The 22431-nt window shown below is 39.1% G+C and carries 17 protein-coding genes, 2 tRNA genes and 1 pseudogene; 11 read left to right on the forward strand and 9 right to left on the reverse strand.

Translation table 11 applies throughout. The features are described 5' to 3' along the window. Positions 1 to 65 precede the first annotated feature (65 nt). Positions 66 to 1742 carry a dihydroxy-acid dehydratase gene (ilvD, locus tag RI196_RS08530; protein ID WP_063389594.1) on the forward strand — a complete coding sequence of 559 codons (1677 nt, stop codon included), beginning with the start codon at positions 66 to 68 and terminating at the stop codon, positions 1740 to 1742. Between the two features lie 473 nt (positions 1743 to 2215). On the opposite strand, the gene RI196_RS08535 is transcribed toward ilvD, so the two are convergent. The 4 genes from RI196_RS08535 to RI196_RS08550 form a co-directional block, all read right to left on the reverse strand. After that, entirely contained in the window at positions 2216 to 3754 is a 1539-nt protein-coding gene (locus RI196_RS08535; RefSeq protein ID WP_094245693.1) for a solute symporter family protein, read from the reverse strand. Between the two features lie 15 nt (positions 3755 to 3769). After that, positions 3770 to 4102 carry a DUF485 domain-containing protein gene (locus RI196_RS08540; RefSeq protein WP_311067255.1) on the reverse strand — a complete coding sequence of 111 codons (333 nt, stop codon included), beginning with the start codon at positions 4100 to 4102 and terminating at the stop codon, positions 3770 to 3772. A gap of 276 nt (positions 4103 to 4378) precedes the next feature. After that, positions 4379 to 4855: a peptide-methionine (S)-S-oxide reductase MsrA gene (gene msrA, locus RI196_RS08545; protein WP_311067338.1), complete on the reverse strand. Its 477-nt coding sequence runs from the start codon at positions 4853 to 4855 to the stop codon at positions 4379 to 4381. A gap of 105 nt (positions 4856 to 4960) precedes the next feature. Further along, positions 4961 to 5281: a hypothetical protein gene (locus RI196_RS08550; RefSeq protein WP_311067256.1), complete on the reverse strand. Its 321-nt coding sequence runs from the start codon at positions 5279 to 5281 to the stop codon at positions 4961 to 4963. A gap of 552 nt (positions 5282 to 5833) precedes the next feature. Here RI196_RS08550 and RI196_RS08555 point away from each other — a divergent pair. Then, positions 5834 to 6568 carry an SDR family NAD(P)-dependent oxidoreductase gene (locus RI196_RS08555; protein ID WP_063389589.1) on the forward strand — a complete coding sequence of 245 codons (735 nt, stop codon included), beginning with the start codon at positions 5834 to 5836 and terminating at the stop codon, positions 6566 to 6568. Between the two features lie 147 nt (positions 6569 to 6715). Further along, a complete protein-coding gene (locus RI196_RS08560; protein ID WP_311067339.1) occupies positions 6716 to 8056 on the forward strand; it encodes an MATE family efflux transporter in 1341 nt (446 codons plus the stop codon). A 21-nt stretch (positions 8057 to 8077) separates the two neighbouring features. Here RI196_RS08560 and RI196_RS08565 read toward each other — a convergent pair whose 3' ends face one another. Continuing rightward, entirely contained in the window at positions 8078 to 8710 is a 633-nt protein-coding gene (locus tag RI196_RS08565) for an NUDIX hydrolase (protein ID WP_130157232.1), read from the reverse strand. Between the two features lie 151 nt (positions 8711 to 8861). Between RI196_RS08565 and RI196_RS08570 the strand changes: the two genes are divergently transcribed. Both RI196_RS08570 and niaP read left to right on the forward strand, forming a co-directional pair. Then, a complete protein-coding gene (locus RI196_RS08570; protein WP_158640157.1) occupies positions 8862 to 9005 on the forward strand; it encodes a hypothetical protein in 144 nt (47 codons plus the stop codon). 317 nt (positions 9006 to 9322) lie between these two features. Continuing rightward, entirely contained in the window at positions 9323 to 10513 is a 1191-nt protein-coding gene (gene niaP, locus RI196_RS08575) for a niacin permease NiaP (RefSeq protein ID WP_063389587.1), read from the forward strand. Between the two features lie 36 nt (positions 10514 to 10549). Here niaP and RI196_RS08580 read toward each other — a convergent pair whose 3' ends face one another. Then, positions 10550 to 11407 (reverse strand): TetR/AcrR family transcriptional regulator, encoded by an 858-nt coding sequence (locus RI196_RS08580; protein ID WP_063389586.1) that lies wholly within the window; start codon positions 11405 to 11407, stop codon positions 10550 to 10552. Positions 11408 to 11556: 149 nt separating this feature from the next. Between RI196_RS08580 and RI196_RS08585 the strand changes: the two genes are divergently transcribed. Then, positions 11557 to 14703: an efflux RND transporter permease subunit gene (locus RI196_RS08585; RefSeq protein WP_063389585.1), complete on the forward strand. Its 3147-nt coding sequence runs from the start codon at positions 11557 to 11559 to the stop codon at positions 14701 to 14703. A gap of 168 nt (positions 14704 to 14871) precedes the next feature. Here RI196_RS08585 and RI196_RS08590 read toward each other — a convergent pair. Next, positions 14872 to 14959: transfer RNA gene (locus RI196_RS08590), tRNA-Ser, on the reverse strand. Between the two features lies 1 nt (position 14960). Beyond that, positions 14961 to 15037, reverse strand: a tRNA-Pro gene (locus tag RI196_RS08595). A gap of 141 nt (positions 15038 to 15178) precedes the next feature. Here RI196_RS08595 and RI196_RS08600 point away from each other — a divergent pair. From RI196_RS08600 to RI196_RS08610, 3 genes and pseudogenes are all read left to right on the forward strand, one after another. Next, a complete protein-coding gene (locus RI196_RS08600; protein WP_375338808.1) occupies positions 15179 to 16147 on the forward strand; it encodes an MBL fold metallo-hydrolase in 969 nt (322 codons plus the stop codon). A gap of 10 nt (positions 16148 to 16157) precedes the next feature. Then, positions 16158 to 16973: pseudogene (locus tag RI196_RS08605) on the forward strand (pirin family protein). A 253-nt stretch (positions 16974 to 17226) separates the two neighbouring features. Beyond that, positions 17227 to 18606, forward strand: a complete 1380-nt coding sequence (locus RI196_RS08610) for a methyl-accepting chemotaxis protein (RefSeq protein ID WP_311067258.1) — start codon at positions 17227 to 17229, stop codon at positions 18604 to 18606. Positions 18607 to 19206: 600 nt separating this feature from the next. Here RI196_RS08610 and RI196_RS08615 read toward each other — a convergent pair. Continuing rightward, positions 19207 to 19482 carry a hypothetical protein gene (locus RI196_RS08615; RefSeq protein ID WP_063389581.1) on the reverse strand — a complete coding sequence of 92 codons (276 nt, stop codon included), beginning with the start codon at positions 19480 to 19482 and terminating at the stop codon, positions 19207 to 19209. A 137-nt stretch (positions 19483 to 19619) separates the two neighbouring features. Here RI196_RS08615 and RI196_RS08620 point away from each other — a divergent pair, with 137 nt between their 5' ends. Together RI196_RS08620 and RI196_RS08625 are read left to right on the forward strand one after the other, a co-directional pair. After that, the gene (locus tag RI196_RS08620; protein ID WP_063389580.1) at positions 19620 to 19937 is read left to right on the forward strand and encodes a helix-turn-helix domain-containing protein; all 318 of its coding nucleotides are present in this window, start codon (positions 19620 to 19622) and stop codon (positions 19935 to 19937) included. Positions 19938 to 20589: 652 nt separating this feature from the next. Then, complete coding sequence (locus tag RI196_RS08625) at positions 20590 to 22050, forward strand: aldehyde dehydrogenase family protein (protein ID WP_066246629.1); 1461 nt, start codon at positions 20590 to 20592, stop codon at positions 22048 to 22050. The last annotated feature ends 381 nt before the right edge of the window (positions 22051 to 22431 follow it).

Consider the following 22431-nt stretch of genomic DNA (forward strand, 5'->3'; position numbering starts at 1 on the left):
TATAATATTTAAATATTAAAATTAATTGAAAATTAAAAAAGGAATTAAAAGCGGGGGGATTTATTTTGGCGCAATTACGCAGCAACATGATCAAGAAAGGGTTTGACCGTGCACCGCATCGAAGCTTGTTGCGCGCAGCTGGTGTAAAAGAAGAAGATTTTGATAAACCGTTTATTGCGGTTGTTAATTCATATGTGGACATTATTCCAGGCCATGTTCACTTACAAGAATTTGGAAAGCTTGTAAAAGAAGCGATTCGCGAAGCTGGCGGCGTGCCATTTGAATTTAATACGATCGGTGTCGATGACGGAATTGCAATGGGGCATATCGGCATGCGCTATTCACTGCCAAGCCGAGAAATTATTGCTGATTCTGTTGAAACAGTCGTCAATGCACACTGGTTTGACGGCATGGTCTGCATTCCGAACTGCGACAAAATTACGCCTGGTATGTTGATGGCAGCTATGAGGATTAACATTCCGACGATTTTTGTCAGCGGAGGACCGATGGCTGCCGGAAGAACAAGCGACGGCCGGAAAATTTCCCTATCTTCAGTTTTTGAAGGAGTAGGAGCTTATCAATCAGGAAAAATAGATGAAAACGGATTAAAAGAACTTGAAATGTACGGCTGTCCGACTTGCGGATCTTGTTCAGGCATGTTTACAGCAAACTCAATGAACTGTTTGTCTGAAGCATTAGGTTTGGCCCTGCCAGGGAACGGAACGATTTTAGCTGTTTCGCCTGAACGGAAAGAACTTGTCAAACAAACGGCAAAACAATTAATGAAATTGATCGAAATGGATTTAAAACCTCGTGATATTGTGACGGAAAAAGCAATTGATAACGCATTTGCTTTAGATATGGCGTTAGGTGGTTCGACCAACACGGTCTTGCATACTTTAGCCCTTGCCAATGAAGCAGGCGTTGATTATCCGCTTGAACGGATCAATGAAGTGGCGGAAAGAGTGCCTCATTTAGCAAAGCTTGCGCCGGCATCTGATGTTCATATTGAAGATTTACATGCAGCTGGGGGAGTTTCCGCCGTATTAAATGAGTTGACGAAAAAAGAAGGAACTCTTCATTTAGACTGCATGACGGTAACAGGAAAAACGCTCGGTGAAAATATTGCCGGATGCGAAGTAAAAGATTACAACGTTATTCGCCCAATTGATAATCCGTTTTCTGAAAAAGGCGGACTTGCCGTATTATTTGGAAGCCTAGCTCCAGATGGCGCTATCATTAAAACAGGCGGCGTTCAAGGAGGAATCACTCATTTTGACGGCCCTGCCGTAATTTTTGATTCTCAAGAGGAAGCGCTTGAAGGAATTGCGAAAGGAAAAGTAAAAGAAGGGGATGTTGTCATCATTCGTTACGAAGGTCCTAAAGGAGGCCCGGGAATGCCTGAAATGCTTGCGCCGACATCACAAATTGTTGGGATGGGTCTTGGACCGAAAGTTGCTCTCATCACGGATGGACGTTTCTCCGGTGCATCCCGCGGTTTATCGATTGGCCACGTATCACCTGAAGCTGCGGAAGGCGGACCGATTGCCTTTGTAAAAGAAGGAGACCGTATTGTGATCGATATTGAAAAACGGACGATTGATGTGCATGTTAAAGAAGAGGAATGGAACAAACGAAAAGCGGAATGGAAAGGCTTTGAGCCAAAAGTGAAAACCGGTTACTTAGCTCGCTATTCCAAACTGGTTACATCTGCTAGCACAGGCGGCATTATGAAAATTTGACGTCACTAACCGCCCCCTTTTTCAAAAAATTAAAAATTGGACAGATTTTCCTCATAGCTGCACATATTTCTAGAAAGACGCGACTGCCGCGTCTTTCAAGCATTTTTCAGATGATCTCACTTGATTTGGCGAATTTTTCTGATCCAATACTGCTGGAAAGATGAGGGGAAGCAACATACAGAAAGTGTGAAACAAAGATCTGCTCATCTCGTTTTGACGCATATAAAACAGAGAAAGGATTCAGAAGAAGCACGAGAACGGATTGTTTTTTTCATTATGAAATTATGAAAGCCCATTTTTTAATGATTTCAAATGGGCTTTTTCATGTTTTAAAGTTGAAGGGGGCTGTCCAGAAAGTCAAATCGCCATTGAAAACAACACCGATATATCAACGTTTCTAAAACATTAATGGGGGCGTCAATAAGCCGTAAAAACGACTTATCAGACACCCCCTTCATCTATTTTTCAAGCGCTTACATTTCGGCTTCTTTATATCCAGTATTGGCTTTAAACGTCACTTCAGCATATTTTTTCTCATCCCGCTTGGCGGAAACAAGCGTACCAATCAAACCACCGATAAAACCTGCTGGTACTGATATGAGCGCTGGGTTTGTCAGCGGGAAAATAGGATCGCCGACAAAAAAGGCTTTTCCAGCTTCAGGATGAATGACATTTGGGCTGATTGACACTAATACAATCGCTGTAATTAAACCAGCCAGCATGGCAGTGACCGCTCCGGCAGTGTTAAATTTTTTCCAATAAATCGTATAAACAATGACGGGCAAATTAGCGCTTGCCGCTACACAAAACGCAAGAGACACAAGAAATGCAACATTTAATGATTGAGCGCCAAGGGCTAGCAGGATTGAAAATGCGGCAACGCCTACAGAAGCCCATCTTGCAGCTAACACTTGCTGTCTTTCCGTAGCTTTTCCTTTTTTAATGATCTGTCCATAAATGTCGTGCGCGAATGCGGACGCACCAGACAAAACTAAACCTGCAACAACAGCTAATATTGTTGCAAAAGCTACTGCAGAAACAAAGGACATTAAGAAATCTCCTCCAAGTGCTTTCGCAAGCAGCGGCGCCGCCATATTTCCAGCAGGATTTTCGGCTATAATCGTTTCTGAACCGACAAATTTGGCTGCACCGAATCCTAAGAAGATTGTCATGACATAAAAGATTCCGACAACCCAAGTTGCATTAACTACTGACGCACGTGCAGTTTGTGCATCTTTAACGGTAAAAAAGCGCATTAATATGTGAGGAAGCCCTGCCGTTCCCAACACTAAGGCCAGCATCATGGAAAGTAAATCGAGCGGATTTTTAAATACAATTCCTGAATGTAAATAGTTTTCGCCGTGTGGAGTCGCTTGTGACATCTCGTTAAACATGCCAACGATATTAAAGTTAAATTTCAATAAAACAAGGAATGAAATAATGACCGTTCCTGCCATAAGCAATACAGCCTTTATGATTTGCACCCAGCTAGTTGCTGTCATTCCACCAAATAATACGTAAATGGTCATCATGACTCCAACGATCAATACGGCGATCCAATACTCAATCCCCAATAACAATTTAATGAGTGCACCTGCACCAACAAGCTGTGCGATCATATAAAATATAACAATTGTGATGGAACTAAGAGCAGCTGTTGCACGGACTTTTCTTTCACTGAATCTTGAGTTGATCATATCTGCGAGTGTATATTTTCCTAAATTTCTGAGAGGCTCTGCAACGATGAATAGAACGAAGAGATATGCGGTTAAATAGCCGATGCTGTAGTAGAAACCATCAAATCCATTCAATGCGATGGCGCCTGCGATACCAAGAAATGATGCGGCTGATAAATAGTCTCCAGCTATCGCAAGTCCATTTTGCCACCCAGTCAAGCCTCCGCCGGCTGTGTAAAATTCGTTTGCGGTTTTTGTTCTTTTTGCAGCCCAATACGTGATATATAACGTGACTAAAAGGATGATTAAAAACAGAATGAATGCTGGTACACTCATGAAAGTGCAGCCCCCTTATTTTATATTTTCTTCAATAATTTCTTCCGCCAATTGGTCAAATGTTTCCGCTTTTTTTACATACATCGTAGCGAATACCCAAACCATGACAAAAAGACCAAGCGAATAGAGCCATGTCCATGTAATCCATCCGATTGCTTTATGCTCCAAGATGGATGTATAACCCGTGAGAATCGGCAATAAAAAGTAAGTGATGAGAAAAACGATTATAATGGGTACAATAAAATTCCGCTTTTTTTTAATCAACTGTTGAAATTTGCTCGTTGCAACAATTTTCTCATAATCGAGAATGCGCTCCCCCTGTTCTTTTTCCTTTCCGAATGTTTCCATTGTACCATCCCCTTTCTTTGGTAATATTCGTAATTTTTTGTCAATTACAATAATAAGTTATGCTAAAAAAATAGTCAATCATTTTTGTAAAACGTTTTCAAAATTTCGTTTGTAACATTTTGGAAGTGAGAGGCTGCATTGACACACAAAATGGAATCGTTTACACAAATGCGTTTGGATGTCCGGAAATCAGGAAGCTGAATGAATGCATGATCAGTGATGGCCATTCAAAAAAACAGTAAAATCTATTGTAAGATTTTACTGTTTCGATCATTTTTATTTCCAATGCTTTCGCAAAAATTCATCCCGTCCGGAAATTTCCCGATCTTTTTTGTATGCTTCTGGATTTTTTTGATAAAAATTTTGATGATATTCTTCTGCTGGGTAAAATGGCGCAGCCGGTAAAATTTTGGTTACGATCGGTTTATTGAATTTTCCGCTTTTGGCTAAGGCGAGTTTAGATTGTTCTGCCAGCGTTTTTTGCTCATTTGAATGATAGAAAATGGCCGTCCTGTACTGACTGCCTCTGTCGTGGAATTGTCCGCCGTCATCGGTCGGATCGATTTGCTGCCAATAAATTTCAAGGAGCTTCTCATATGGGAACACCGATGGGTCAAATTCGATTTGTACCGCTTCATAATGCCCAGTTGTCCCTGTTTTGACCTGTTCATAAGTAGGATTTTCAACATGCCCGCCCGTATAACCAGAAATGACTTTCTCAATGCCGTCCCACTGGTCAAAAGGTTTTACCATGCACCAAAAACAGCCTCCGGCGAATGTTGCTTTCTCTAGCTTCTTCTCCAATTTCTTCACTCCTGGTCCAGTTAGAATGAGTTAAAGTTTAATAATATCATAAAGTTAATGGCAAATCCCGAGATTAAACTGTAAAATTTTAAATTGCCCAGCGATAATAGCTATCCATAAAATGGAGGCTATAGAATAGATCGCGGTTCGTTTTCTAAAATTTTTATATTTCAAGATAAAAAATGCTGCTACTGATACGATGGAAAAGAAAACAGTTAAACCTAACATTCCGACAAATGGAGTAGACCAATAATAATTGTTAAAAATCGGGATGATGATTGTTGGTGTGTAAAACTTTGACAGCGAATAGATGCCAAACAGCCATGAGATAATCATGAAAACAAAGATGGAAACAGTTGTCAATTTAATTGCCAAAGGTATCTCCTTTCTGACTTTTATTCCGATCTGTTTAATTGTATTTTATGTATGCTGCACGTTGTTGTCAATTGATTAAGTTTATAAATGATATAATAAATGAGTGAGCTATCTAAAAGCGACTAAATAGAAGAAATGTAAAAATCTGCAGCCGAAAAAAGGCAATACAAAAAAATTAATTCGCTTCCGTTTAGGCGAGTAGAGTTGATCTTTTTATATCAGGCTGCGTGTCTTCTGAGCTAACAGTCAATCTGTTTCAAGGGGGACTCTTTTTTCGATTTAGAGGAGGGGAAGGTTGCAAGCTTCCAGCTTTGCAGCCAGATTGAACTAGTAGCTCGAACACAAGATGGTGAAACCAACCTTTTAAGCAGCCGAAGCTAAAAGGAGGGAAAAAGCTTGCATAAAAGATCTTTAGACGGTTTCTGCGTTCAACGAAAAAAGTCCATCTTTAAATGAAAATTTTCAATATTGTGGGGCTGCCCCTGTTATTTCCAACGGAAGTAATCGAAAACAAGAGCAGGATTTTAAAAAACGATAAGAGGAGGAATCGACATGGTCTTTGCAGGAAAAACAGTCATTATAACCGGCGGTGCACAAGGGATCGGGAAAGCGATCGTTTCCGCCTATGCAAAAGAAGGAGCAACAGTTGTGATAGCGGATGTGAATGAACAAAAAGGAAAGGAAACAGCTGAGGAATATGGAGCGACGTTTATCAAAACGGATGTCAAAAATCATAAGGACGTCATCCAATTAATAGAAACGGTCAAACATACAACGGGAAGAATCGATATTGTGATTAACAATGCAGGTGTTTCAAGATTTAAATCTCTTTATGAGCTAACGGTTGAGGAATGGGATGACATATTACAAACAAATCTTCGCAGCGTATTTTTATTTGCAAAGGAATCGGCAAAATATATGCGAGAAAATGAAAGGGGAGGTTCGATCATTAATATTGCTTCAACAAGAGCGTTCATGTCTGAAAAAGATTCGGAAGCGTACGCTGCGTCTAAAGGCGGCATCGTTGCTTTAACACACGCTTTAGCTATTTCATTGGGGGAAGACAAAATCAGAGTCAATTGTATAAGCCCCGGCTGGATTGAAACGAACAACTATGAACTGCTTACTGAGCGCGATCATCTACAGCATCCTGCAAAGCGAGTCGGAAAACCGGATGATATTGCCAGAGCGTGTTTGTTTTTAACTCATCCCGACAACGATTTTATTACGGGAGAAAATATTATTATTGACGGCGGTATGACGAAAAAAATGATATATGAAGAATAAATCTTGATAAAAGGTAAGGAAGCAAGAGAGCCCCATTCGTTCAAAAAAAGCTCTCAGCAGGACGTGGTCGTAAATCCTTCACCGAGCGGCACTTTGCTTATTCGAAGGCTGCGTCAATGTAAGATGAAAGAAAAAGGTGATTCTTGGATGAAACAGACGGATTACTCAGAAGGAAATATTTTAAAGCAGCTCATCACTTTTTCCTCGCCTATTTTATTAACGAACTTGCTTCAAGTTTCGTATCAAATAATTGACAGTTTATGGGTTGGAAACTTGCTGGGGGCTCGTGCATTAGGGGTGGTGTCTCTCTCAGGAACTGTCATTTTCACAATTCTTTCTTTCATTATCGGGATCAACCAAGCAACATTAACGATTTTGTCCCAATTAAAAGGAAAACGCGATGAACAAGGGTTGAAACGGTATGTGAATGCCTTTGTTGTCACGCTGTTTATATTATCGATTTTGCTTGGAGTTTTTGGATTTATTTTTGCCGAACGGATTTTATTTTTGCTTGGAACACCTGACAGTTTAATTGCAGATGCATCCTTATACTTGCGAATTAATTTTCTTGGAATTATTTTCTTATTCGGCTACAATTTTGTGGCGACATTGATGCGTGCGCTTGGAGAAAGCAAAGCCCCGGTTTATTTTGTTGTTTTGGCTGTTCTTTTAAATGCCGCTTTAGATCCATTATTTATTTCTGGATTTCAATTCGGCATAGCCGGAGCGGCTTATGCAACAGTGATTTCCCAAGGGATCGCCTTTTTATTCGGAATATATTTGGCGATTCATTACAAATTAGTTCCTTTTACATGGCCGCGTATGCCGAAAAAAGAAGAAGTTTCTCTTATTTTAAAAATCGGGGTTCCGTCCGGCATGCAAATGATGGTCATTTCCGCTGGAGTGACGGCGATCATGAGCGTTGTAGCTAGTTTTGGCGAAGACGCGCTGGCCGGATTCGGCGCTGCTCAGAGGCTCGATAATATTATCTTGCTTCCCGCAATGGCCCTCGGAACTGCTGTCAACAGCTTGGCAGGCATAAACATTGGTGCAAATCGATGGGATCGAGTTTATAAAATTGCTCAATATGGATTGATGTATAATTTAGCTATTATGGTTTTGATATCATTGCTAATTCTCTTTTTCGCCCGTTTTGGTGTGGAATTATTTATCCAGGAGGAAGAAGCGGTGCAATTTGGTGTGAATTATTTAAAAATCGTCGCTTTCTTCTATCCGTTTCTTGGCATCAATTTTGTGTTAAACGGTGTTGTTCGTGGATCTGGTGCGATGATGCAAGTCTTAATTTTAAACATCATCTCGTTTTGGGTGCTGCGTTACCCGCTCACATACCTTTTTTCCAATTGGATCGGCGAAGACGGCATCGGTGTCGGAATGGGCGTCAGCTTTGTTATTTCCAGCTTATTCGCCTTTTTATATTTTAGGCTCGGCGGGTGGAGGAAAAAAGAATTGTTTCACGGTACAGCTTAAATAAACAGCCATCCCATAAAACTATTTTAGGGATGGCTCGCTCTTTAGCATATCGATAAAATAGTAGATCATCCGGGCTGTCAGCCCCCAAATCACTTTATCTTTATAATAATAAAAATGTTCTTCTATTTTCGGTGAATTCCATTTATATTTTTTTCCCCCGATGATGCTTTCATAAGGAAAATTTTCTTCAGGTTCTGCCCGAAAATGAACTTCATAAATTTCTGGCTTCGTTTCTAAAAAGAATTGAAAAGGAACTGTAAATACTTCGCCGACTTCGTCTTTGTTTGGCTCTAACGAAGCGTCAGGGTCGATCATGCCGACAAAAGGATAAACAACCGTTCCGTAGGCAGTCATCACATAATCAAGCGGATATACATGCTGAATCATATCGGCTGAAATACCTAGCTCTTCTGATGTTTCGCGAATAGCTGTATGTTTTGCATCGTGATCGGTCGGCTCAACTTTCCCACCTGGAAAACAAATCTCGCCGGGCTGCCTTTTTAATTTTTTGGCGCGTACTTCAAACAACAAATGAACTTCATCATTTATTCGCATAAACGGAAGCAATACCGCAAATTTTACTAAACGATCCATCCCAATTATCGTCGGAGTATGATTTTTAACCTTCTTTATAATATCTTCGATCTCCATACTGTCACCTTCAATCTAACATAATCGATTAATTTCATTATAAATGAAAAAAAGAACTGGTTGGCGAATGGCATGCATATTTTCGAATAAACGTAAAAAATTTCGCAACAATAAATAAGAAGATGATGATATATATGAGAGGTGAGCAAGAATGAAGTGGTTTAAAAACAAAAAACGTACACATGAACAAACGGAACTCGAAAGAAGAACGGATGTACATGACTTATATGAACCGTCCCGTGAAGCATATGGTCAAGCCTATAACGTAGAAGATGGGACAAAAAACAAAAAATAAAAATTTTATAGACAAAATGCTGTCTCCTATTCCTTTTTAAATGGCGAAGATCTACAGAATATATAAATGATTTCTGTGGATCTTTTTTAGTTGTTAAGGATTTTTCTGAAAGTAGAAATTTCAAGGAATTGTACCTTTTGCAATAAATGAAACGCTGCAAAGATGGTCTGAAATTGCGATTATAGGATTCATATGCCGGTGGCACAATATTATGTTTCGTTTATAAAACAAAAAACATGACAATTATGTAAAATATGATATAGTTTACATATAACAAAACATATGTAAAGACATCAGAAAGAGGTGAAGTTGACAAGATGAAAGAGATGTCAACAAAAAAGCTATTAGGCATTGCGGGACTCGCATGGCTTTTTGATGCAATGGATGTCGGCATTTTATCTTTTATCATTGCCGCGTTAAAAGAAGATTGGAATTTGACGGCAGAACAAATGAGCTGGATCGGGAGCATCAACTCGATCGGCATGGCTGTAGGGGCATTTTTCTTCGGTCTCTTGTCAGACAAAATTGGCAGAAAAACTGTCTTTATTATCACATTATTGTTATTTTCGATCGGCAGCGGCCTGTCGGCTTTTACAACCACATTAGCAGTATTTTTGCTGTTAAGATTTTTTATCGGCATGGGGCTGGGGGGTGAATTGCCAGTAGCATCAACGCTAGTATCAGAAAGCTCGCCGACAAAGGATCGGGGAAGAATGGTCGTGCTGCTTGAAAGTTTTTGGGCTGCAGGATGGTTGATCGCGGCAATTATATCTTATTTTGTTATCCCTCAATTTGGCTGGCGTCTCGCCCTTATTTTAACAGCTCTTCCGGCTTTTTATGCGATTTATTTGCGCATGAAGCTTCCGGATTCAAAAAAATTCAAATCGATACAAACAAAATCAAATGTATGGAAAAATATCGCAGCTGTCTGGTCAAAAAAATATGTGAAACAAACAGCTGTACTTTGGGTGTTGTGGTTTTCTGTTGTTTTTTCTTATTACGGGATGTTTTTATGGCTTCCAAGCGTTGTGATGATGAAAGGCTACAGTTTAGTGCAAAGCTTTGAGTATGTTCTTATTATGACGATTGCACAGCTTCCGGGATACTTTAGTGCGGCGTGGCTCATTGAACGAATCGGTAGAAAATTTGTTCTTTCTCTTTATTTATTTGGCACTGCACTGAGCGCATTCTTTTTCGGATTTTCCGATACAACGGCAGAGCTTTTAATATCTGGAATCTTTTTATCATTTTTTAACTTAGGGGCTTGGGGAGCGCTTTATGCTTATACACCTGAGCTTTATCCAACAGAAATTCGCGGGACAGGTGCGGGAATGGCCGCATCGTTTGGAAGAATTGGTGGCATTTTCGGGCCTTTATTAGTTGGTTATTTAGCCGCTCTCAAAGTTTCCATGGTAGCCATTTTTTCAATTTTTTGCGCTGCCATTATTATTGGAGCATTAGCTGTTCTATTGTTTGGACAAGAAACAAAAGCGTTGGAGCTGGAGTAAAAATACAGCCTCTAAAGGAATTAACCCTTTAGAGGCTCATTTAATTTGAAAATAATCAGCTAGTTGATTGGCCAAGTAGCGTAGTTCAGGATATTCATGGAGATTTGACAACATTCCTTTAATGACCGGAGTTCTTGGCTTTTCAGCCGTTATTTCAGCTTCTAACACTTCAATCGTAATGTTTAACTGTCCATCATCGATTATAGAACGGCTCATTTCTTTTATCTCATTTAAAATGTTCAACGGATGGCTGGGGGATTGAGGATGATTGAACATTTTGGTCATGATCTCAGCTGGAATGATGGGGTCATTTTGTTTTGCCAGCATTCCTTTGACTAAATCATCTGCTGTTTGCAAAATGTATTTTGCCAATTTTTCCTCATCTACTCTCACCCTATTTTCAAATATGAGGAACTGAATGAATGAAAAAAAGATTCCTTGAACGATAATGTTTACATCTGCTATATACTTATCAATTGACTTGCCGTAAATGTTTTTCAGATTGTTTGTTAAAAAATGAAAAAAATCGTTTCTTAGGTTTTGTAACAACGAATCAATTTTTTCATTATTTTCTTTTAAATTTTCATGCATCTGCGTAATAAATATTTCTTTATGCGCCAAAAATTCTTTTAATTGAACAGACAATTGTTTAATAAACCGCTCTTTTGGATCTTCGTAATTTGCCCCGATTTGCTCCGTTTTTTTCTTTAACTGACTAAAAAACTGCTCCAATAATTTAATTAACAGCTCGTCTTTTGATTTGAAATAAAAATAAAACGAACCTTTCGGAATGCCACATGCATTGGTAATTTCTTGGATGGAGGTGGAAGAAACGCCTTTTCGAGCAAACAGCTTCATCGCAGCTTCAATGATTAAACGTTCTTTTTCTTTCACATGAACATCCCCTTATTGTCGGAAAAAAATTTATTAGTTTAGTTGACTACTAGTTAACCGGTCAATTATAATGACTATATAGTCAACTTACTATAAGTATGTATAAAAAAAGGAGAATTGTCAAATCTTCATGAAAGGAATGGGACTTGGTGGAGAACATTATTAAATTTTCGCTCCGTAATAAACTGGCTATTTGGATTTTAACTATCATTGCAATTTTTGCGGGACTATTTTCTGGATTTAATATGAAGCTGGAGACGATCCCGGACATAAACACTCCCATCATAAGTGTTACGACTACATATCCAGGTGCAACCCCTGAAGAAGTACAAGAGAAAGTGACGGTTCCTATTGAAGAAGCTGTTCGCAATTTGAACGGGGTGGAAATCGTCAGCTCTAATTCGTTTGAAAATGCATCTTCTATTCAAATCGAATACAAATTTGAAAAAGATATGGAACGAGCAGAAGAGGAAGCTGAAAAGGCAATCGAACAAGTCGAACTTCCGGATGGAGCAGGAGAGCCTAAAATTGCAAGATTTAGCATGAACGCTTTCCCTGTTTATACAGTGAGCTTTTTTGATGAAGGAAAAACACTTCCTGAATTAACTGAACTGGTTGAAGACATCATTGTTCCTGAATTGAAAGGAATCGATGGAGTAGAAAGCATTGTAACTTCTGGACAGCAGGTAGAAGAGGGGCGGCTTGTTTTTCATCAAGACAAATTAAAAGAGCTCGGGCTAAATGAGGAAACAATAAAAGATTATATTCAAGGTGCGGATCTCCGTGCGCCATTAGGTCTTTATACATTTAAAGACACGGAAAAGTCTGTTGTTGTTGACGGAAATATTACGACAATTGACGATTTGAAAAAGCTTAAAATTCCAGTCACTGGATCAGCACAAGGGCAGCAAGCTGGAGAGGCGCAAATGAGCCAAGTGCCAAACGGTTTGTCTGGAGCAAATGGTGCAGCGCCAAATCAGGCGATCCAGCAGCAAAGCATTGAATTGCCAACAGTCGAATTAGGAGAAATTGCCGATATCGAAATCGTCGGAAAAGCTGAATCCGTATCAAGAACGAACGGAAAAGAAGCAATCGGACTGCAAATTGTAAAAGCTACTGATGCGAATACAGTTGAAGTTGTGAATGAAGTAAAAGAAAAATTGGATGAATTAAAAGACGAATATAAAGGCCTCGGAGTCGTTTCAACGCTGGACCAAGCGGAACCGATTGAAAAATCTGTTGAAACAATGCTGAATAAAGCGCTGTTCGGTTCGATTTTTGCAGTTATTGTCATTTTGCTGTTTTTGCGCAACATTCGTTCAACGTTGATTTCCGTGGTGTCAATTCCGCTTTCCATATTAATTGCATTAATCATTTTGCGTGAAATGGACATCACGTTGAACATGATGACGCTTGGAGCTATCACAATGGCGATCGGCCGCGTCATTGACGATTCGATTGTCGTCATTGAAAATATTTACAGACGGATGACATTAAAAGGGGAGCCGTTAAAAGGGAAAGAGCTGATTATTGCAGCGACAAAAGAAATGTTTATTCCTATTATGTCCTCAACCATTGTGACGATTGCGGTTTTCTTGCCGCTCGCATTTGTCGAAGGGATGGTCGGACAGCTATTTATGCCGTTTGCCCTTACGATTGTATTCTCGCTTTTAGCGTCCCTTTTAGTGGCGATTACTATTGTGCCGGCACTTGCTCACGTTTTATTTAAAAAAGGAGTAAAACGGAAAGGCGAAAAAGAAAAGGAAGCTGGCTTTTTGGTTACTAACTATAAAAAAATATTAAATTGGTCTTTGAACCATAAATGGATAACATCATTGATTGCGATCCTGCTTCTTGTCTCCAGTCTGTTTTTAATTCCTGTCATCGGTGTAAGCTTTTTGCCGAATGAACAAGAAAAGCAAGTTATCGTAACGTATGATCCGGATCCAGGGCAAACGCTGGAAGAAGTAGAAGATATCGCATTGAAGGCAGAAGATTTCCTTGTCGACCGTGATCATGTAAAAACGATTCAATTGTCTGTCGGAAGCGAAAATCCGATGAATCCTGGAAATCGAAATCAGGCCATTTTCTTTATTATGTATGAAGATGACACACCGAATTTTGAAAAAGAAAAGGAGAAAATTGTTAAAGACTTAAATGAATTAACGAACGAAAAAGGCGATTGGGGCACCATTGACATGATGATGGCAAGCAATGAGTACACATTGCATGTGTTTGGCGATTCGATGGAAGATATTGAGCCTGTCGCCCAAAAAGTGCAAAAAATCTTGGAAGATGAAAAAAACTTGAAAAATGTCGAATCAGGTTTATCGAAAACTTATGATGAGTTCACGTTTGTTGTTGATCAAGAAAAGATGAGCAAGCTAGGATTGACCGCTGGGCAAATTGCGATGGCATTAAGCCAACAGCATGAACGGCCGGTTTTAACAACAATCCAAAAAGAAGGTCAAGACATTGAAGTTTATATTGAAGGGGAAGAGCAAACATTTGATTCGATTGATGAGATGAAAAAGAAAACCATTCAGTCCCCTCTTGGCATGAATGTGAAAATTGGAGATGTAGCGAAAGTAAAAGAAGGCGAAACATCCAATACGATTACTAGACGCGACGGAAAATTTGCAGTTTCGGTCAGCGGAGAGATTACTACTAATGACGTTAGCCAAGTAAATGCAAACATTCAAAAGAAAATAGATGGTTTAGAATTGCCGCCTGGTGTGAACATTGAAACAGGTGGAGTGTCCGAACAGATCAATGAGTCGTTTTCACAATTAGGATTGGCTATGCTCGCTGCCATCGCTGTTGTCTACTTTGTGCTGGTGGTTACGTTTAGTCAAGGACTTGCGCCTTTTGCCATTCTATTTTCACTTCCATTTACCGTCATCGGCGGATTTGTAGCGCTATGGCTTGGGGGAGAAACATTGAGCGTTTCAGCTTTGATCGGCGCGCTCATGTTAATCGGTATTGTTGTGACGAATGCGATTGTGTTAATTGACCGTGTCATTCATAAAGAGCGTGAAGGACTTTCTACAAGAGATGCGCTCATTGAAGCAGGCGCAACTCGTCTAAGACCGATTTTAATGACTGCGCTGGCAACAGTTGGAGCATTGCTTCCTCTCGCATTAGGTTATGAAGGAGATGGAGGCATGATCTCGAGAGGACTTGGTTTAACCGTCATCGGCGGATTGACCAGCTCGACTTTGCTGACTCTCATCATTGTTCCGATCGTCTATGAAGTATTAAGCAAATTTAGAAGAAAAGCTCCAATCGAGGAATGATAAGAAAAAACCTGAAAAGCACTGAATAGGCTTTTCAGGTTTTTTGCATAACTTGCTGAAACAGTTTTTATGAAAATAAGAATATCAATTGTTTTGAAAAATTTTTAAAAGGGTCAATTATTCAAATTCCGGCAATAAAAAAACGCGCTAAAAAGCGCGTTTTTTAAACGGAGAAGGTGAGATTCGAACTCACGCGGCGGTTGCCCGCCCTAACGCATTTCGAGTGCGTCCCCTTCAACCACTTGGGTACTTCTCCATGGTCGGGAAGACAGGATTTGAACCTGCGACCCCCACGTCCCGAACGTGGTGCTCTGCCAAGCTGAGCTACTTCCCGAAAAACGTCAGCATTGATATTATATATTAAAATAAAAAATTTGTCATCAAAAAATTTTAACCAATCAACAAAAAGTTTGGAAAAGGAAATTAATCTTTTTTTGTTGAATTATGTAGTAGGCAAATAAAAGAAAGGAGTCACATAACATTGAAGGTACAAAACATTGGCGATGACATCACATTAATTGATCTTTTTGACTTAGGATTAGAAAACAGAACAGGGGCTTACGTTCTTCACGAAAAAGAGCTGACCATCATCGAAACAAGCGCGAGCCCGTCTGTCCCATATTTATTAAAAGGTCTTGAAAGTTTAGGAATTGATCCGAAGGATGTTAAAAACATCATTGTTACGCACATTCATTTAGATCATTCGGGAGGTGTCGGGCTTTTTCTTGAACATTGCCCAAAAGCAAAAGTGTTCGTCCACCCCCGCGGGAAACGTCATTTGCAAGATCCATCGAGATTAATTGCCAGCGCCAAAACGGTGTATGGAGAGGAGCAATTTCAAAAATTGTTTGACCCGATTTTGCCCGTGCCAGAAGACCAGCTAGTTGTAAAAGAAGATTTGGAAACGCTTCAAGTAGGCGATGATCGCGTGCTGACATTTTATCACACACCAGGTCATGCGAATCACCATTTTTGTATACATGATTCCAAAAGCAACGGCATCTTTACCGGCGACACGATCGGGGTTTTTTATTCAATGCTCTTAGATTCAGACTTAGAGTTTTATTTGCCGTCTACTTCTCCTAACCAGTTCGATCCGGATAAAATGCTTGAATCATGCGAAAGAATCGAAGCATTAAACGTTTCGAAAATATTTTTCGGTCATTTTGGCATGAGCGAGCATCCAGAGGAAGTTTATAAACAGCTAAAATATTGGCTGGACATTTTTGTAGATCAAGGCAAAGCGGTTGTAAAAGAGCATGGAAGCTTGCCGTTTGAAGAAAAATCAAAGCTTCTATCTGATAGATTGTACAGCACGTTGCAAGATTACTTAAAGAAAAAACATATTTCCGAAGATCATCAAGTGCACGAGTATATAAAAATCGATATGGGCATTTGTGCGCAAGGGATTATTGATTACTTGCAAAAAGCAGAAAATAGATAAGGAGGCTTGTATGGAAAGAGATATACGCAAAATTAAAAATGTTGCGTTACAATCGAATCATCCGATGGGTTTGTGTTAGAACCTGGTAATTGGGAGGAATATGATCCGTTTTTAATGCTTGCGGAGGATATTTTTCAGCAAGGGACGTTTGACCTTCATCCCCATCGGGGAATCGAAACTGTCACATATGTAATTGACGGGATTTTAGAGCATTTTGATAACAAAAATGGATATGGCAAGCTAAAGCCGGGTGATGTTCAATGGATGACTGCTGGAAGAGGAGTAATCCATCAAGAAGATCCTGCACCTGGATCTACTGTTCACAGTCTGCAACTGTGGGTTAATTTGCCGAGTTCAAAAAAACTGACCGCTCCCCGCTATCAAAATTTGAAAAGTGCTGACATGCCAGTTAGAAAAGAAAAAGGAGCGTTGATTCGGATTTTTTCTGGTTCGTCAAAAGGTATTCAAGCGCCGACTAAAAAATTACGTTCCTGTCACGATGGTAGAAATGATTATGGAACCTGATGCGTCCGTTCATCAAGATCTTCCGGAAAACTATAATGGTTTTCTTTATATATTGGAAGGAAAAGGCTTGTTTGGTGCGTCCAAAACAAAAGGGGAAAAAGGGCAAGTGCTGTTTTTAACAAAGGGTGCTGAGGGAGAGGAAAGCTTCATAACCGTCACAGCGACAGACAAACTCCGGCTGCTTCTATATGCGGGAGAACCTCTCCATGAACGTGTCACAGCTTACGGTCCGTTTGTTATGAACACGAAAGAAGAAATACGGCAAGCAATCGTCGACTATCAAACAGGAAAGTTTGAATGAAAGAGAATAACAGCTTGATAAACTCTCCGCCTTTTATGCACGGAAGGAGAGTATTTTTTTGTAAATAAAAATTATTTCTCGGGAAAGCGCAAAATTCAACAATGATAAAGAAAAAACGAGAAAAAAGGTAGCATCTGTCGAATGGTTGTATATTGAAATGTTTTGTGTCAGATTATGTGACATAAATCATGTTTCGTTCTTGTTCGGCTTGTTACAATAAAGAGTAAATTAGTGGAGACAGTAGGTGATAAATATGCTGTTTTTAAAAAAATGGAATCGAGCAGCGGATCATGAAGAAGATAGACAAAAAAAACAGATGGAGGATTCGTTTGCGGCACAGGTGGAAGTTGCTGCGGATCAATTAAAAGGCGTCATTGAGCAAATGAAATTAACCGCTGTTTCCCTTGATGAACGATCTTCCTCGAGTAAAAAAAGCACGTTTCAGCTATTAGAGCATATTGAGCAGACCGCGCAAGACACAAATAACGTTTCAGAAAAGATGCGTAAAATTGAAGAGGCAGCTGTGAAAATCACAGCATCTTCCCAAGAGATACATTCCTCAAGTATATTATTTTATGAACAGCTCGTAAAATCGAAATCGCAGCTGCAAAAAATACAAGAAGAAACGGAACAGCTGCGGCAAAATCATTTGAAAATTCTTGATCAAATGGATCGGCTCGTTTCTTTTTCCAAACAAATGGATCACATTCTTTCTTCGATTGGAGCGATTTCCCAAAAAACAAAAATACTTGCATTAAATGCAAATATCGAATCGGCAAGAGCCGGAATACATGGGAAAAGCTTCTCGGTCGTTGCAAATGAAATTGGAAATTTAGCAAACCAAACGCATGATGCGGTTGAAGAAACACATCAAATTCTTTCTTCGATTCAATCAGAAATTGAGTTTTCGACCAAAATGGTAAAATCGGAAAACGATCAGATGAAAAAGAATGTGGCTGAATTACTATCTTTAATTGATGTTATCCATTCTTTTCAAACATCGTTGGGCAAAATCACATCAATGGTATCGGATTCGAAAGACGCTGTCGAATTACAGTGTGATCATGTACAGGAAATTACTACGGTGCTCAAGCAAATTTCAGATATGGCTCATGAAAATAAAACATATGCACTGAGAGTTTCAGAAGATATGGATAAGCAGCACCAGCATATTGAAGAGATGATTGCCATCAGCGAGACATTGGATCAAACCTCTAAAGAGCTGCAAACGTTAGTCAAAAGGGATCAGCTTCAACAAATTACAGAAATAGATTTGGCAAAAATCAACGAAATGAAAGAAAAAGTGATGAATCTTTTATCACAATTTCCATTGTATGAACTAGATGCGGATGTTCATAAAAAAGCATTGGATCAATTTTTTGAGGAGAACGAGCATATCGAAGCTATTTGGTCGAATCGACTGGACGGTACATTCGTTTATTCCAACCCTCCTGCAGGCTTAATAAATGCAAAAGCCCGTCCTTGGTTTATCGAAGCTAGTAAAAATAAAATCTTTATATCAAGCATCTATACATCTGCTGTTACAAAAAAACCGTGCATCACCATTTCCTTCCCCATTCATAAGAACGGAGACATCGTCGGGGTTATCGGTGTCGATTTAATAGTAAAATAAGCAGATGGTTTCAATCCTTTTTGAAACGATATAATTTTCGCCCTTTTATTTAAAAATGCGGTTTCACAACCGCGTTTTTCTTTTCTCTCAAACAAGAAAATTAAAAAAAAGAGAATGAATACTCAAAAAATTTTCAGAAAGATTAGCCTGTTTTTCTGCTCGATCCATCCGCTTCTCTTTAACTCCGCAACACAATGCTTAAAGCATTTTTTTAATGATGGATAAGAACATGTCTTTTTCCTCGCTTCCATTACGAGCCGCAAAATTTCCCCTTCGTTAAAGCCGTTTCTCTTGTTTATATGGAGCAAATAAAAACAAGTCAATAAAATCCAGACACACACTTCAGACAAATTTCCTTTGGCAAATTCTTTAAAAACGAATTCCGGGACTTGAAAATACCTATTTTTTACATTTTTATGTAGATGCTGTTCAATAATTGATTCATGATGGTCTTTTTTATACTCATTATTAAATATGTAGAGAGGCAGTGAAAAATATTTACGATGTTCATAGAAAGAAGGATTTAATTCATTTGTCAACATCTTGACCCCCAAAAACCCTTTTGATCAGCATGAACGGGAAATATTTTCGTAGAATTGTTTATTTTTGGCCGGTGCCCGCTTTTGTTTCTTCCAGTTTGATAAGAAAGGAAATGACATCTGCAAGTGCTTGCCTATAAACTAGCAAATTTTGAGTATCCATCAAACAATAGATGGTTCCTTTTAAATCATCGCAATCGTTTTTGGCTATGCCCAGCTTTTTAAGCTTTTCTTCAAGCTCGTTGTATAGAGCTTTGAGCTCACGGTTTTGTCGATTTAACAAAGCTTGCTCAATTCGATTATAAGCGAATTCATTGAAAGCTTGCTCAAAGTTCATCTATGCTCACCCAACCCTTTGAAGATAAAAATGAATAAAAAATATTCATTTTTATAGTAATACAAAACGAATTGAAAGTAAAATAGGAAAACGTTAAACTATATTATAGATGAAGTAGCAAAGAAGGAATGTAACAGATGGAAATCAATAAAAAAATCGGAGAACAAATAAGAGAAGTGCGAAAAAAGTATAATATATCGATGGTTCAACTGGCCGAGGATTTGGAAATTTCTCAGCCAAGGCTTTCCAGAATCGAAAATGGTGAACAAGAAATTCCTATTAGCCTCATTCAAAAGTTTTGCCAAAGATTTAATATACCGATGGGAAGCTTTTTTAAAATGATCGATAACGAGGACATATCCCTTGTTGATGATCAAGTAGAACATATTCTTTCTACTTTAAATGATGAGCAAAAGAAAGCATTATATGTTTTTTTATCTTCTTTTCAAAAATAACCCTCCATCCCTTGATCCCTTCATGAATTCGTGACGAAAGGCAGACCGAAAATAAACGAACAAATGTTCCTTTTTATTTTACCATGTTTTGATAGTTTTTGGAAGCGGTGAGAATCCTCTTTATTTTATTTTTATGGAGAGTTGAATCACCGCTTTTTAGATCCAGGCAAGTAACTGCCGTATTATATGCACAGTAAAAATGGAACATGCTGATGCATCGGCTTAAAATATTTTGCTAGAATGTAAGAAGCCAAAAAGTATGTTTGAACAAAACTATATACAGTTGATCCACTTTTCAAAAGCACAATCAAATGGAACTTCTGAACCATTTCAATAAAAATGACTCGAAAATCATTTAAACATTGTCGTAATAAAGCGAGAAATATTTGGGATTTGAGTTGGAATGGAAGTCGGCAGCGAAACATATTTATCTATAAAACGGAGCATAACTGCTATGTTGATGCAGCTTCCTAGAAAATCTTACAGTTCTCAATGAAAGGTTTTTTAGAAGCTCGCCAATTTCATGGCGGGCCAAGCAAATTGATACAATGACAGCAGGACGAAAAATATGAAATGATGCTTAATGATTGACAGCCGCGCCATAAACTAATAAAATTGGATTGAAAATTCGGAATTTTTAGGAGGGGACCAAATGGAGAAATTTGAGAACTACAATAAAAGCTATATTAACGGACAATGGGTTGAAGGAAAAAGCGAAAGCATATTTGAAGATGTTAATCCTTACGATAATTCCCTCATCACAAAAGTGCGTTTAGCAACAAGAGAACAAGTGCAAGAAGCATTTGAAATCGCTCAACAGGCACAAAAAAAATGGGCGAAATCGTCTGTTGAAGAAAGAAAGGAAGTTATTCGAAAAGCAGCAGAATATTTAAAGTCTCATCAGGATGAAATTGTAAGCGTTATCACTCGTGAGACAGGCGGAACTGTTTTAAAGGCGAATGTAGAATTGCACTTGACGCTGGAGGTTCTCGAAGAAGCCTTGAACTATGCAGGAGCCATACATGAAGTCAGGGAAGTCCCAAGTGCAATTGAAGGGAAAGTGAACAAAATTTACCGTCTTCCGCTCGGAGTGATTTCATCAATATCACCGTTCAATTTCCCGATGAATTTATCGATGAGAACAATCGCTCCTGCGATTGCATTAGGAAACAGCGTTGTCCATAAACCGGATATACAGGTAGGTCTTGTTGGAGGCTCGATCATTGCGAAAGCATTTGAATATGCCGGACTTCCAAAAGGAGTCTTCAACATGATTTTAACCGATATTCCTGAAATCGGTGATGAAATGTTGACAAATCCGATTCCGCGCTTAATTAGTTTTACCGGCTCCACCGCCGTTGGCAGACATATCGGTGAAATTGCTGGCCGCAATTTGAAACGGGTTGCGCTGGAGCTTGGAGGCAACAGTCCGTTTGTCGTGCTGTCGGATGCCAACGTAGACCAGGCAGTGAACGCCGCTGTTTTCGGCAAGTTTATCCACCAAGGACAAATTTGTATGATCGTCAATCGCTTTATCGTTCATAAAGATCATTACGATGAATTTGTGGAAAAATTTGTTTCCAGAGCAAAATCTCTTCCTTATGGGAACCCTTCCGATCCCAATACGGTCATTGGACCATTAATCAATGAAACGCAGCTGAAAAAAGCTTTAAGCTACATTGAAGAAGCTAAGAAGGAAGGCGCAACACTTGTCTTAGAAGGGAAAAGAGAAGGAAACGTCCTCACTCCATTTGTCTTTACGAATGTCAAAAATTCAAGCAAGCTCGCGCAAACAGAAGTTTTTGCGCCCATCGCGACAATCATTAAGGCTGAATCAGATGAAGAAGCGATTGAAATGGCAAATGACACCGAATATGGTTTAAGTTCTTCTATTTTCACCAGCGACTTGAATAGAGGGGAACAGCTTGCGTTGTCCATTGATTCAGGCATGACCCATATCAATGACCAAACAGTCAATGATGCTCCAAATATTCCATTCGGCGGAAACAAAGGAAGCGGTTTAGGACGTTTCGGAAATCCATGGGTTGTCGACGAATTTACCGTGACAAAATGGGTTTCAGTTCAAGAAAAAGAGCGTCAATTTCCGTTTTAATGATGACAGGGGCTGCCCAGAAAGTCAAAATCCACTGAAAACGAAACATCATAAGCATTGATATATCAGCGTTTCTAAAACATTAAAGGGGTGTCTATAAGCCGGAAAATCGACTTATTAGACAGCCCCGATTTATTGTAAGAGGAATTTTGGACGAGGAAATTCCTTTTGGGGGAATAAGCGATAGTTCGAGAGAAAAATATAAAAATACATCCTCTTTTTTATAAACGAAAACAATTTCATGAAGGCATCACTCATGCTATCTGATTTTTTATTAAAACGAATCTTACCAATTTTTGAATTTTATTGTCCACTCTTAAGTATGCGGTCAGCTTTTGCAGAAAATTGTGTTTCACGACTTGATAGAGTTGAATCTTTGTA

Origin of the sequence: Aeribacillus composti (genome assembly GCF_031760945.1) — a bacterium.
In the GTDB taxonomy this organism is placed as follows: domain Bacteria; phylum Bacillota; class Bacilli; order Bacillales; family Aeribacillaceae; genus Aeribacillus; species Aeribacillus composti.